8 protein-coding genes are annotated in these 12993 nt (G+C 72.0%); 3 read left to right on the top strand and 5 right to left on the bottom strand.

Going from position 1 to position 12993, the window contains the following annotated elements; all coding sequences use genetic code 11:
* The first annotated feature begins 1 nt into the window (after position 1).
* Both BLV39_RS13205 and BLV39_RS13200 read left to right on the top strand, forming a co-directional pair.
* Positions 2-1168, top strand: a complete 1167-nt coding sequence (locus BLV39_RS13205) for an epoxide hydrolase family protein (RefSeq protein ID WP_090790638.1) — start codon at positions 2-4, stop codon at positions 1166-1168.
* Positions 1169-1180: 12 nt separating this feature from the next.
* Positions 1181-2614 carry a pyridoxal-dependent decarboxylase gene (locus BLV39_RS13200; RefSeq protein ID WP_239083911.1) on the top strand — a complete coding sequence of 478 codons (1434 nt, stop codon included), beginning with the start codon at positions 1181-1183 and terminating at the stop codon, positions 2612-2614.
* A gap of 272 nt (positions 2615-2886) precedes the next feature.
* Here BLV39_RS13200 and BLV39_RS13195 read toward each other — a convergent pair whose 3' ends face one another.
* The 5 genes from BLV39_RS13195 to gltB form a co-directional block, all read right to left on the bottom strand.
* Entirely contained in the window at positions 2887-3354 is a 468-nt protein-coding gene (locus tag BLV39_RS13195) for an RrF2 family transcriptional regulator (protein WP_090790635.1), read from the bottom strand.
* Between the two features lie 36 nt (positions 3355-3390).
* A complete protein-coding gene (locus tag BLV39_RS13190) occupies positions 3391-4263 on the bottom strand; it encodes an acyl-CoA thioesterase (protein ID WP_090791477.1) in 873 nt (290 codons plus the stop codon).
* Positions 4264-4271: 8 nt separating this feature from the next.
* Positions 4272-5723: a pyruvate kinase gene (pyk, locus tag BLV39_RS13185; protein ID WP_090790633.1), complete on the bottom strand. Its 1452-nt coding sequence runs from the start codon at positions 5721-5723 to the stop codon at positions 4272-4274.
* Positions 5724-5976: 253 nt separating this feature from the next.
* Positions 5977-7452 carry a glutamate synthase subunit beta gene (locus BLV39_RS13180; RefSeq protein WP_090790631.1) on the bottom strand — a complete coding sequence of 492 codons (1476 nt, stop codon included), beginning with the start codon at positions 7450-7452 and terminating at the stop codon, positions 5977-5979.
* The gene (gene gltB / locus BLV39_RS13175; protein WP_090790629.1) at positions 7445-12001 is read right to left on the bottom strand and encodes a glutamate synthase large subunit; all 4557 of its coding nucleotides are present in this window, start codon (positions 11999-12001) and stop codon (positions 7445-7447) included. The genes BLV39_RS13180 and gltB overlap by 8 nt, the downstream gene beginning before the upstream one ends.
* 149 nt (positions 12002-12150) lie before the next feature.
* On the opposite strand from gltB, the gene BLV39_RS13170 reads away from it, so the two are divergent.
* A complete protein-coding gene (locus BLV39_RS13170; RefSeq protein ID WP_090790627.1) occupies positions 12151-12990 on the top strand; it encodes a GNAT family N-acetyltransferase in 840 nt (279 codons plus the stop codon).
* The last annotated feature ends 3 nt before the right edge of the window (positions 12991-12993 follow it).

The following is a 12993-nucleotide window of genomic DNA, read 5'->3' as shown; positions in this document are numbered from 1 at the left end:
CATGACTCGGCCTTTTCTCGTCGATGTCCCCGACGAGGTGCTCGACGACCTGCGTGCCCGGCTCCGGGCCACCCGGTGGCCGTCCCCCGCGCCCGGTGCGGCGTGGGAGCAGGGCACCGACCTGTCCTACCTGCGCGAGCTGGTCGCGTTCTGGGCCGACGGGTTCGACTGGCGGGCCGCGGAGCGCCGGCTCAACAGCTATCCCCAGTTCGTCGAGGTGGTCGACGGGGTTCCGATTCACTTCGTGCACCAGCGGGCGGCCGGGGGCGGTGGCCTGCCGCTGGTGCTGACGCACGGGTGGCCGAGCGCCTGGGTCGAGCTCCTGCCGCTCGTGTCCCGGCTGACCGATCCGGCGGCGCACGGCATCGACGGCCCGGCGTTCGACGTGGTGGCGCCCTCCCTCCCCGGCTACGGCTTCACCGCGCGTCCCGCGCACACCGGCGTCACCACGCGCTACGTCGCGGGCCTCTGGCACGGGCTGATGGCCGCGCTGGGCTATCCCCGCTACGGCGCGCAGGGCGGTGACTTCGGCGCCGGGGTCGCCACCTGGATGGCGCTGACGGCCACGGAGCGGGTCACCGGCGTCCACCTGACCACTCCGGAGGTCTGGCCCTACCTCGGGCCCGGTTCGGCGCCGCTGACGCCCACGGAGCAGGCCTACGTCGACCATCTGGCGGCCTGGGACAGCACGGAGCGCGGCTACACGGCGATCCAGAGCACCCGGCCGCAGACGCTGGGCTACGGGCTGACCGACTCCCCCGCCGGGCTGGCCGCCTGGATCGTGGAGAAGTGGCGGGCCTGGGGCGACACCGGCGGCGACGTCGACGGCCGGCTCGGCCGCGACTTCCTGCTCACCCTGCTGACCGTCTACTGGGCGACGGGCTCGATCACGACGTCGATCCGCGACTACTACGACAACCGCTGGCACGGGTCCGCTCCTGGCCCCGCGGACCGGGTCACCGTGCCGACCGCGACGGCGGTGTTCGCCAACGAGTTCGTGCCCGAGGGGGTGCCGCCGCCTTCCTGGGCGGAGCGGCTCTACGACGTGCGGCGGCGCACGGTGTTCCCGCGCGGCGGGCACTTCGCCGCGGTCGAGGAGCCCGACCTGGTGGCGCGAGACATAGCGGAGTTCTTCGGGACCGTGTTGCGCGAAGGGGGTGCTGATTGATCGACTCGACGCATGGCAGGGCACATGACCGCCGACGAGTTCCGCCGGCACGGGCACGATCTGGTCGACTGGGTGGCCGACTACTGGGAGTCGGTCGGTTCGCTCCCGGTGCGGCCGACGGACCCACCCGGTGCGGTGGCCGCGCGCCTCCCGGCGGGTCCGCCGGACGAGGGTGACGGCTTCGCCGGCCTGCGGGCCGACCTCGACGAGGTCGTGCTGCCCGGCATGACGCACTGGCAGCACCCGGGCTTCTTCGCGTACTTCCCGGCCAACACCTCGGGCCCGAGCGTGCTCGGCGACCTGGTCGGTGCCGGGCTCGGTGTGCAGGGGATGCTCTGGGCCACCGGGCCGGCCGCGACCGAGGTCGAGACGGTCATGCTCGACTGGCTGGCGGAGCTGCTCGACCTGCCGGCGCGGTTCCGGTCCACCTCGACCGGTGGCGGCGTGATCCAGGACTCGGCCTCCTCGGCGGCGCTGGTCGCCACATTGGCCGGCCTGCACCGGGCCGGCGGCGGAGCCTGGCGCACGTCCGGGATCGGTGACACCCGCTACACGGTCTACACCTCGACCCAGGGTCACTCGTCGATCGAGAAGGCGGCCCGCATCGCCGGCATCGGCGACGCGGGGGTCCGGCAGATCGAGGTCGACCCCGCCAGTCTGGCGATGCGGCCGGAGGCGCTGCGGGCCGCGTTGGCCGCCGACGTGGCGGCCGGTGCCCGGCCGGCGGTCGTCGTGGCCACGATCGGCACCACCTCGACCACAGCGGTCGACCCGCTGGCGGAGATCGGGCGGATCTGCCAGGAGTTCGGGGTGTGGCTGCACGTCGACGCGGCCTACGCGGGCGCGGCGGCGGTCTGCCCGGAGCTGCGCTGGAGCCACGCGGGGCTGGAATACGCGGACTCCTACTGCTTCGACCCGCACAAGTGGCTGCTGACCGGCTTCGACTGCGACGCGTTCTGGGTCGCCGACCGCGAGGCCCTCGTCGCCGCCCTGACGGTCATGCCGGAATACCTGCGCAACGTGGCCACCGAGTCGGGCGCGGTGATCGACTACCGCGACTGGGGCGTGCCGCTCGGTCGCCGCTTCCGGTCGCTCAAGCTCTGGTTCGTGCTGCGCTGGTACGGGGCCGCCGGACTCCGCGACCACATCCGGTCCGGAGTCGCGCTGGCCCAGCGCTTCGCGGCCAACGTGGCCGCCGACGACCGCTTCGAGATCGCCGCACCGCACCCGTTCTCGCTGGTCTGCTTCCGCCTGAAGGCCGGCGACGCCGCCTCGGAGGCGCTGCTGGCACGGGTCAACGCGACCGGCCGCTTCTATCTGACCCACACGCGGGTCAACGGCGACTACGTCCTGCGGCTCGCGGTCGGCTCCCCGCAGACCACCGAACTCCACCTGGACGACGCCTGGTCGCTCATCTCGACGACGGCCGACGACCTGGTCCGCTGAACGCGAAAGCCGTCGCGCGCGAGAGCCGCGCCGAAAGGCGACAGTTCCGCGCGCCTTTGCTCTGCACCCCTGTACGCACCGCCCCCGACCAGGGGTGGTGGGTATCCGGGTGCGGAGCAAACGGGACGCCGGGGACGTCCGGCGCAACTGGGTCGATCAGTCGCAGGCGTCCGTTCCGGATCGGAGCGCGGCTGAAGATGGTTCGATGTCCGTACCCGCGGCGGTCCGAGATGCGACCTCCGGACCGTCGTGGGCCTTACCACGAAGGGCGCTCAGGCCCAGGCGGCCGGATCCGCGGTGAGGTCACGCACGCGGTCGGGAAGCTTGCCCGTGGCCACGTCGTAGATCGACACCAGGTCGAGGATCTCGCGCTCGCTGGCCCGCAGCGCGATCCACACGTCCTGGAGTGCCGCCGCCGCGCCCTGGTAGCCCAGATCCTCCGGGCGCTGGCCGCGGACGTTGGCCAGCGGACCGTCGATCGCCCTTATCACCTGCCCCAGCGTGATCTCCCGGGCCGGGCGGGCCAGCCAGTAGCCACCCTCAGGGCCACGCTGGGCGTGGACCAGGCCGGCCCGGCGGGTCTGGAGCAGGATGCTCTCCAGGAACTTCGGCGGAATGTCCTGTGCCTTGGCCACCTGCTCGGCGGTCATCGGCACCGGTCCGTCGCTGTGCTGGTCGGCGGCCGCGGCCAGTTCAGCCATCGCGCGTAGTGCGTAGTCGACCCGTGCGGACAGTCGCATGCCACTAAGCCTATCGGGTACGTAGACGCGAAAGGATCATGCACCCACGCGGCGGAGGAGACCCTCCTGGACCGCGGTGGCGATGTTGGCGCCGTCGACCGTGAACATCCGGCCGGTGGCCAGGCCACGGCCGCCGGAGGCGGTCGGGCTCCAGCAGTCGTAGAGGAACCACTCGTCGGCCCGGAACGGGCGGTGGAACCACAGCGCGTGGTCGAGGCTGGCCCCGATCACCCCGCCCGGCCCCCAGACCTCACCGTGCACGGACAGCACGGAGTCGAGCAGCGTCATGTCCGACGCGTAGGTCAGCGCGCAGGCGTGCAGCAGCGGGTCGTCCGGCAGCTTGCCGTCGATCCGCATCCACACCCGCTGGTGCGGGTCCGCGCGCCGGTCGCCGGGCGGGACCCAGCCGGGCTCGCCGACGTAGCGGACGTCGAGCGACCACGGGACGGACTTCCAGATACCGAGCCGCTCCGGGTACGCGGACAGCCGCTCCCGCATGGTCGGCACCTCGTCGGGGCCGGGCACGTCGAGGGGCAGCGGCGCCTGGTGGTCGAGGCCTTCCTCCTGCCGGTGGAACGACGCCGACATGAAGAAGATCGTCTTCCCGTTCTGCACGGCGACCGAGCGGCGCACCGAGAAGGACCGACCGTCGCGGATGTTCTCGACGTGGTACTCGATCGGCGCGCCGGACTCCCCCGGCCGCACGAAGTAGCCGTGCAGCGAATGCACCGTGCGCGACGGGTCGACGGTGCGGCCGGCGGCCACCAGCGCCTGGGCGGCGACATGGCCGCCGTAGACGCGCTGCAGGCCGATCACCGGCGTGGTGCCGACGAACGTGCTCTCGTCACGCCGCTCGAGGTCGAGCATCTGGACGAGATAGTCGACCGCCGACTGCCCTCCCTCGGGCATGGCTGAGGTCACGGGGTCTGGCGCGGCACGCTGGCCGGGTCGACCAGCGAACCGATCAGGTGCACCCGCAGCGTGTTGGTCGAGCCCGGCGTGCCGGGCGGGCTGCCCGCGACGACGACCACGTAGTCGCCGGGCTCGGCGCGGCCGAGGCCGAGCAGCGCCTGGTCGACCTGGCGGAACATGTCGTCGGTGTGCTGCACGAACGGCATGTGGAAGGTCTCCACACCCCAGCTCAGCGCGAGCTGGGCGCGCACCTCGGAGACCGGGGTGAAGGCCAGCAGCGGGAGCTCGCAGTGCAGGCGGGCGAGCCGGCGGACGGTGTCGCCGGTCTGCGAGAACGCGACCAGCGCCTTGGCGCCGACGGCCCGCGCGACGTTGGACGCCGCGATGGTGAGCGCGCCGCCGTGGGTGCGCGGGTCGTGCTGCAGCCGCGGGATCGCCAGGCCGCCGGCCTCGGTCGTCGAGATGATCTTCGCCATCGTGCTGACCGTGAGCACGGGGTACTTACCCACGCTGGTCTCGCCGGAGAGCATGAGGGCGTCGGCGCCGTCGAGCACCGCGTTGGCCACGTCGGAGGCCTCGGCGCGGGTCGGGCGCGCGTTCTCGATCATCGAGTCGAGCATCTGGGTGGCGACGATGACCGGCTTGGCGTCTTCGCGGCACATCTGCACGGCCCGCTTCTGCCACAGCGGAACCTGGTCGAGCGGAAGCTCCACGCCCAGGTCGCCGCGGGCGACCATGATGCCGTCGAACGCGTCCACGATCTCTTCGAGCCGCTCGACGGCCTCGGGCTTCTCCACCTTGGCCAGCACCGGGCGGCGCACGCCGACCTCGTCCATGATCGCGTGGACCAGCTTGACGTCGTCGGGCGAGCGGACGAACGACAGCGCCACCAGGTCGCAGCCGAGGCGCAGCGCGAAGCGCAGGTCTTCGGTGTCCTTCTCGGACATGGCCGGCACGCTCACCGCGACGTTGGGCAGCGAGACGCCCTTGTTGTTGGAGACCGGGCCGCCCTCGATGACCAGGACGCGGATGTCGTTGCCGGTGACCTCGGTGACCTCGACCGCGACCTTGCCGTCGTCGATCAGCAGCCGGTCACCGGGCATGACCTCCTGCGGCAGCTTCTTGTAGGTGCAGGAGACGCGGTCGGCCGTGCCGATGATGTCGTCACTGGTGATCACCACGGAGTCGCCGGTGCGCCAGTCGTGCGGGCCGTCCGCGAACCGGCCGAGCCGGATCTTGGGGCCCTGCAGGTCGGCCAGGATCGCGACGGCCCGGCCGGCCGCGTCGGCGGCCTCGCGGACCAGCTTGTAGACCGCCTCGTGGTCGGCGTGGTCACCGTGGCTGAAGTTGAGCCGTGCCACGTCCATCCCGGCGTCCACAAGGCCACGGATGCGCTCCGGCGAGGAGGTGGCTGGGCCCAAAGTGCAGACAATCTTCGCGCGGCGTGTCACGCCCATGAGGCTAGTCTCTTTCCCGGATCGTCCTCGTAACCGGCTTCTGTCGGGAATCCGAACAGTTGCCGCCCACCAGCCTTGTCACCCGCCAGTGAGCCGTGAGCGAGCCTACTCGCGCCCGCCCGGAACCCGAAGCAAGGGCCCCTTGTTAACGGATTTCGCATAGGAAGGGCCCCTTGTTAACACCTGTCCGTTGACCACCGTTAATACGGGACCCTTGCTATCCGGAAAGCGATAACAAGGGTCCCTTGCTTCGTCAGGCCGCGAGTGGGACTGCCGCGGGATCGACGGGGGTGGGCAGTTCGCCCTCGCCGCCGAGGTACGAGTGGATCGCGGCCGCGGCCGCCCGGCCCTCGGCGATCGCCCACACGATCAGCGATGCGCCGCGGTGCATGTCGCCGGCCACGAACACGCCGTCGGTGCCGGTCTGCCAGTCCGGGCGGGCGTCGATGGCGCCACGGCCGTTGCGCTCGACGCCGAGCTGGTCCAGCACCGGCTGCGGCTCGGTGCCGTCGAAGCCGATCGCCAGCAGCACCAGGTCGGCCGGCAGCTCCCGCTCGCTGCCCGGCTTCACGTGGATCCGCCGGTGCCCGTCCACCTTGGTCACCTCGACCTCGGCGATCCGCACGGCGCGCACGGCTCCGGTGCCGTCGTGGACGAACTCCTGCACGCCGACGGCGAAGTCGCGGTCGCCGCCCTCCTCGTGCGCCGGGTAGTTGCGCAGGATCCAGGGCCACGTGGGCCACGGGTCGCGCGCCTCGTCACGGATCGCGGGTGGCTCGGGGTAGAGGTCGAGCTGGTAGACCGCCGCCGCGCCCTGCCGGTGCGCGACGCCGAGGCTGTCGGCCGCGGTGTCGCCGCCACCGATGATCACGACGTGCTTGCCGGCGGCGTCCACAGGGGACTGAGACTGCAGCCCGGCGGCCACCCGGTTGGCGGGCACGAGGTGCTCCATGGCCAGGTGTACGCCGCGCAGCCCGCGCCCCGGAGTCGCCGGGGTGTCCCGGCTCAGCAGGGCGCCACAGGCCAGCAGCACCGCGTCGAACTCGGCGCGGAGCTGGTCGGCGGTCACGTCGACGCCGACGTTGACGCCGGTCTCGAAGACCACGCCCTCGGCCTCGAGCTGCGCGAGCCGCCGGTCGATGTGGGACTTCTCGAGCTTGAAGTCGGGGATGCCGAAGCGCATCAGACCGCCGACCTGGTCGTCGCGCTCGAACACGGTGACCGCGTGCCCGGCCCGGGCGAGCTGCTGCGCCGCGGCCAGGCCGGCGGGGCCGGAGCCGACCACCGCGACCCGCTTGCCGGACGCGTGCCCGGCCGGCTGCGGCGTGACCAGGCCGAGGTCGAACGCCCGGTTGGCGATCTCCACCTCGACCTGCTTGATGGTCACGGACGCGCCGCCGGCGATGCTGAGCACGCAGGAGGCCTCACACGGCGCGGGGCACAGCCGCCCGGTGAACTCCGGGAAGTTGTTGGTCGCGTGCAACGACTCCGCGGCCGAGGCCCACTGACCGGTGCGGACCAGGTCGTTCCAGTCCGGGATCCGGTTGCCGAGTGGGCAGCCCTGGTGGCAGAACGGGATGCCGCAGTCCATGCAGCGGCTGGCCTGCTCGCGGATCAGCCCGTCGTCGGCGGACGGGTAGACCTCGCGCCAGTCCTGGATGCGCACCGGCACGGGCCGCCGCTCCGGGAGCCGCCGCTCGTGGTGCAGGAAACCCTGTGGATCAGGCACGTGCGACCTCCATGACCGCCTCGTCGACGTCATGGCCGGCAGCCTCGGCGGCCCTGATCGCCGCCATGACGCGCTTGTAATCGCGCGGCACGACGGCGGTGAACTCGCGGGCCGCTTCCGGCCAGCGCTTGAGCAGGTCTTCGGCGACGGCCGAGTCGGTCTCCGCGAAGTGCCGCTGCACCAGGGCCTGCACGGTGACCTGCTCGTCGTCGGTGAGCGGGGTCAGCTCGACCAGCTCGGAGTTGACGCGAGCGGGGTCGGCCTTCCAGAGGTAGGCCGTGCCACCGGACATGCCGGCGGCGAAGTTGCGGCCGGTCGAACCGAGCACCACGACGGTGCCGCCGGTCATGTACTCGCAGCCGTGGTCGCCGACGCCCTCCACCACTGTGGTCGCGCCGGAGTTGCGGACCGCGAACCGCTCGCCGACCCGGCCGCGCAGGAACAGCTCGCCGCCGGTCGCGCCGTAGAGGATCGTGTTGCCGGCGATGATCTGCTGCTCCGCCACGAACGGCGCGTCGAGGTGCGGGCGCACGACGACCCGGCCGCCGGAGAGCCCCTTGGCGACGTAGTCGTTGGCGTCGCCGTGCAGGCGGATGGTCACGCCGCGCGGCAGGAACGCGCCGAACGACTGGCCACCGGTGCCGACCAGGTCGAGCTCGATGGTGTCGTCGGGCAGCCCTTCGCCGCCGAACCGCCGGGTGACCGCACCGCCCAGCATCGCGCCCACGCTGCGCTGGTCGTTGCGGGCCGCGACGGTGGCGCGCACCGGAGTGCCGTCGTGCAGGGCCGGCTCGGCCAGCTTCAGCAGCTCGTTGTCGAGCGCCTTGGCCAGGCCGTGGTCCTGCTCCTGGATCTTGCGCCGGGCGGCGCCGTCCGGGAGGTCCGGCACGTGCAGCACGGGCGAGAGGTCGAGCCCGTTGGCCTTCCAGTGGTCGATCGCCGGCACCAGGTCGAGCAGCTCGGCGTGGCCGATCGCCTCGTCGATGGTGCGGAAGCCCAGCTCGGCCAGGTAGCCGCGGACCTCCTCGGCGAGGAACTCGAAGAACGTCTGGACGAACTCCGGCTTGCCGGTGAACTTCTCGCGCAGCTTCGGGTTCTGGGTGGCGATGCCGACCGGGCAGGTGTCGAGGTGGCAGACCCGCATCATCACGCAACCCGAGACGATCAGCGGCGCGGTGGCGAAGCCGAACTCCTCGGCGCCGAGCAGCGCCGCGACGATGACGTCCCGGCCGGTCTTGAGCTGGCCGTCGACCTGCACGGTGACCCGGTCGCGGAGACCGTTGAGCAGCAGCGTCTGCTGCGTCTCGGCCAGCCCCAGCTCCCACGGGGTGCCCGCGTGCTTGAGCGAGTTGAGCGGGCTGGCGCCCGTACCCCCGTCGTGTCCCGAGATCAGGATGACGTCGGCCTTGAGCTTCGCGACGCCGGCCGCGACCGTGCCGACGCCCACCTCGGAGACCAGCTTGACGTGCACCCGGGCGGCGGGATTGACCATCTTGAGGTCGTGTACGAGCTGCGCCAGGTCTTCGATCGAGTAGATGTCGTGGTGCGGCGGCGGCGAGATCAGCCCGACGCCCGGCGTGGCGTGCCGGGTCTTCGCGATCCACGGCCACACCTTGTTGCCGGGTAGCTGGCCACCCTCGCCGGGCTTGGCACCCTGCGCCATCTTGATCTGGATGTCGTCGGCGTTGACGAGGTATTCGCTGGTGACCCCGAACCGTCCGCTGGCCACCTGCTTGACGGCCGACCGGCGCTCCGGGTCGTAGAGCCGCTCGACGTCCTCGCCGCCCTCACCGGTGTTGGACTTGCCGCCCAGCCGGTTCATCGCGATCGCCAGGGTCTCGTGCGCCTCGGCGGAGATCGAGCCGTAGGACATCGCGCCGGTGGCGAACCGCCGGACGATCGCGCTGACCGGCTCGACCTCGTCGATCGGCACGGCCGGGCGGTCGCCGGTGCGGAGTTGGAACAGCCCGCGCAGCGAGCCCGCCTCGGCGGCCAGCTTGTCCACGGTGGACGTGTAGCGGGCGAAGATGTCCTCCCGCCGGCTGCGGGTCGCGTGCTGGAGCAGGAACACCGTCTCGGGGTTGAACAGGTGCAGCTCGCCCTCGCGGCGCCACTGGTATTCGCCACCCACGTCGAGCTTGCGGTGGCTGCGCTCGGCCTCGTTGGCCGGGTAGGCGCGGGCGTGCCGGGCGGCGACCTCCGTGTGGATGTCGGCCAGCCGAGCACCACCGATCTTGGCCGGCGTGCCGGCGAAGTAGCGCTGCACCACCCGGGCGTCCAGGCCGACCGCTTCGAAGACCTGGGCTCCGCAGTACGACGAGACGGTGGAGATGCCCATCTTGGACATGATCTTCAGGACGCCCTTGCTGAGCGCCTTGACGTAGTTGCGGATCGCGTCGGCCGGGGCCACGCCGGTCAGCGCACCGGTCGCGATCAGGTCCTCGGCGGACTCGAAGGCCAGATAAGGGTTGACCGCCGCGGCGCCGTAGCCGATCAGCAGTGCCGCGTGGTGCACCTCGCGGCAGTCGCCCGACTCGACCACCAGCGCGACCTGAGTGCGGGTCTGCTCGCGCACCAGGTGCTGGTGCACGGCGGCGGTGAGCAGCAGCGACGGGATCGGCGCCAGGCCGGCCGTCGAGTCCCGGTCGGAGAGCACCAGGATCCGCACGCCGTCTTCGATCGCCTCGGAGACGTGCCGGCAGATCTCGGTCAGCCGGGCCTTGATGCCGGCGGCGCCGTTGCGCAGCGGGTAGAGGCCGGAGACCCGGACCGCCTTGAAGCCGGGCAGGTCGCCGTCGTCGTCGACGGACAGCAGCTTGGCCAGCTCGTCGTTGTCGATCACCGGCCGGGGCAGCACGATCTGCCGGCAGCTCGCCGCGTTCGGCTCGAGCAGGTTGCCCTCGGGCCCGATGGTCGAGGAGAGGCTGGTGACCAGCTCCTCGCGGATCGCGTCCAGCGGCGGGTTGGTCACCTGGGCGAAGAGCTGGTGGAAGTAGTCGTAGAGCAGCCTCGGCCGCGTCGACAACGGCGCGATCGGGGTGTCGGTGCCCATCGAGCCCAGCGGCTCGGCGCCGCTGCGGGCCATCGGCCCGACCAGGATCTTGAGCTCTTCCTCGGTGTAGCCGAAGGTCTGCTGCCGGCGCTGCACCGAGTCGTGCGTGTAGACGATGTGCTCGCGGACGGGCAGGTCCTGCAGGTCGATCAGGCCGGCGTGCAGCCAGTCGTCGTACGGGTGCGCGGCGGCGAGCTCGGCCTTGATCTCGTCGTCCTCGACGATCCGGCCCTCGGCGGTGTCGACCAGGAACATCCGGCCCGGCTGGAGCCGGCCCTTGGCGACCACCGTGGTCGGGTCGAGGTCGAGGACGCCGGCCTCGCTGCCGAGCACGACCAGCCCGTCCTCGGTGCGCCACCAGCGGCCCGGGCGCAGGCCGTTGCGGTCGAGCACGGCGCCGACCAGCGTGCCGTCGGTGAACGCGACGCTGGCGGGGCCGTCCCAGGGCTCGAGCAGGCTGGCGTGGAAGCGGTAGAACGCCCGGCGGGCCGGGTCCATCGCGGTGTCGTTCTCCCACGCCTCCGGGATCATCATCAGCACGGCGTGCGGCAGGTCCCGGCCGGCCAGGTGCAGCAGCTCCAGCACCTCGTCGAAGTTGGCCGAGTCGGAGGCGGCCGGCGTGCAGACCGGGAACAGCCGGCGGATGTTGCCCGGCAGCTTCGGCGAGGACAGCAGCGCCTCGCGGGCGTTCATCCAGTTCTTGTTGCCCCGGATGGTGTTGATCTCGCCGTTGTGGGCGATGAAGCGGTACGGGTGGGCCAGCGGCCACGACGGGAACGTGTTCGTCGAGAACCGGGAGTGGACCAGTGCGATCGCGCTGCGTACCCGGCGGTTGGTCAGGTCCGGGAAGAACGCGGGCAACTGGTCGGGCGTGAGCATGCCCTTGTAGACCATGGTGCGGGCGGACAGGCTCGGGAAGTAGGCCGGTATGCCCCGCTCGGCGGTCTCCCGCTCGGCCTGCTTGCGGACGCAGAAGGCGACCCGGTCGAGGTCGAGATCGCTGACCGGGGTGCCGGCGGGGCCGTCGGGGCCGTCGTGCAGCCGGTGCGCGGCCAGGAACACCTGGCGGATCCTCGGCCGGACCAGCTCCGCGGTCGCGCCCAGGCCGTCGGGCTCGACGGGCACGTCCCGCCACCCGAGCACCTCGGCGCCCTCGACGATGGCGTACTTCTCGATCACCGTGACCGCCTGGGCGGCCTCGGCGTCCTCGGTGGGCAGGAACACCAGGCCGGTGGCGTACGAGCCGGCCGGCGGAAGGGTGAAGTCGACGTCTGCCCGGAGGAACTCGTCGGGCACCTGGATCATGATGCCGGCGCCGTCACCGGTGTTGGGCTCCGCGCCCCGCGCGCCCCGGTGGTCGAGCCGGACCAGCGCCGATAGCCCCTTCGCCACGACATCGTGGGAACGGCGGCCGGCGAGGTCGGCTACGAACGCGACACCACAGGAGTCGCGCTCGTTCTCCGGGTCGTACAAACCCTGGGGATGCGGGAACGCCACTGGGCCTCCACGGTCGTCTAGTCACACTTGTTTCAGGTTCGGGACGACGTCGGCCCTGCTGGGTCTTCCGAGTTTACGTGAATAGCGGCCCTCATCCGCCAGGACGTATTGATCACACGCCCAGGATTTGAGATGTGTACTCTCGCGCGATGACCACCCCCGATCCTGCCCTCCTGAACCGCCTAGAGACGTTCTACGACGCGTTGCCCCGGTTCACGGCGCGAGCTGAAGACTTCGGCGGTCTTGTCCTGTTCGTCCGCGAGGGTGCGGGTTGGCCGTTCTACGCCCGTCCCCGCCTCGACGGCGGCGACCCCCCGTCGGCGGCCGACATCATGGCCGCCCGCGAGCGGCAGCGTGACCTGGGCCTTCCCGAGGCGTTCGAGTGGGTCCACGAGACGACCCCCGATCTGCTCGCGGTCGCGCGCTCGGCCGGGCTGGCCGTGCTGGAGGCACCGCTGATGGTGCTCGACCCCGCCGCGCTGCCCGCGCAGCCGGCGGCCGGGGTGCGGCTGCTCGACCCGGCGTCGGACGCCTTCGCGGCCGACCTGGAGCTGTCCCGCGCGGTCGCGCAGGTGGGCTTCGGCACACCGGGCACGGACCGGGGCGCGGGCGGCCCCGCCGAGCGCGACGCCGTCCGGGTCGAGGCCGACCCTGGCTCGGTCGAGGGCGAGCGCCAGGCGATCCGCGAGGGTCGCCGGTTCACCGCCGTCGCCGAGCTCGCCGACGCCGGGCCGGTGGCCAGCGGCATCGGCATGCGCGCGGGCGACGTGGTGGAGATCGCCGGCGTGGCGACCCTGCCCACGTTCCGCCGTCGCGGCCTCGGCGCGGCGCTGACCCTGACGCTGGCCCGGCACGCGCTCGACTCGGGCGCCGGGCTGGTGTTCCTGTCGGCCAGCGACAACGACGTGGCCCGGGTCTACCTGAGCGTCGGCTTCCGCCGGATCGCCACCGCCTGCATCGCCGAGCCCGCCGCGGTCCCAGCGCTCTAGAGC

The organism is Asanoa ishikariensis, assembly GCF_900107455.1.
In the GTDB taxonomy this organism is placed as follows: Bacteria; Actinomycetota; Actinomycetes; order Mycobacteriales; family Micromonosporaceae; genus Asanoa; species Asanoa ishikariensis.
This window is presented reverse-complemented; position numbering and strand designations above follow the sequence as displayed.

Excerpts from the sequence above, each read along its gene's own strand:
- BLV39_RS13205 (WP_090790638.1), top strand. The coding sequence starts at position 2 with ATGACTCGGCCTTTTCTCGTCGATGTCCCCGACGAGGTGCTCGACGAC.
- BLV39_RS13200 (WP_239083911.1), top strand. The coding sequence starts at position 1,181 with ATGGCAGGGCACATGACCGCCGACGAGTTCCGCCGGCACGGGCACGAT.
- BLV39_RS13195 (WP_090790635.1), bottom strand. The coding sequence starts at position 3,354 with ATGCGACTGTCCGCACGGGTCGACTACGCACTACGCGCGATGGCTGAA.
- BLV39_RS13190 (WP_090791477.1), bottom strand. The coding sequence starts at position 4,263 with ATGCCCGAGGGAGGGCAGTCGGCGGTCGACTATCTCGTCCAGATGCTC.
- pyk (WP_090790633.1), bottom strand. The coding sequence starts at position 5,723 with ATGGGCGTGACACGCCGCGCGAAGATTGTCTGCACTTTGGGCCCAGCC.
- BLV39_RS13170 (WP_090790627.1), top strand. The coding sequence starts at position 12,151 with ATGACCACCCCCGATCCTGCCCTCCTGAACCGCCTAGAGACGTTCTAC.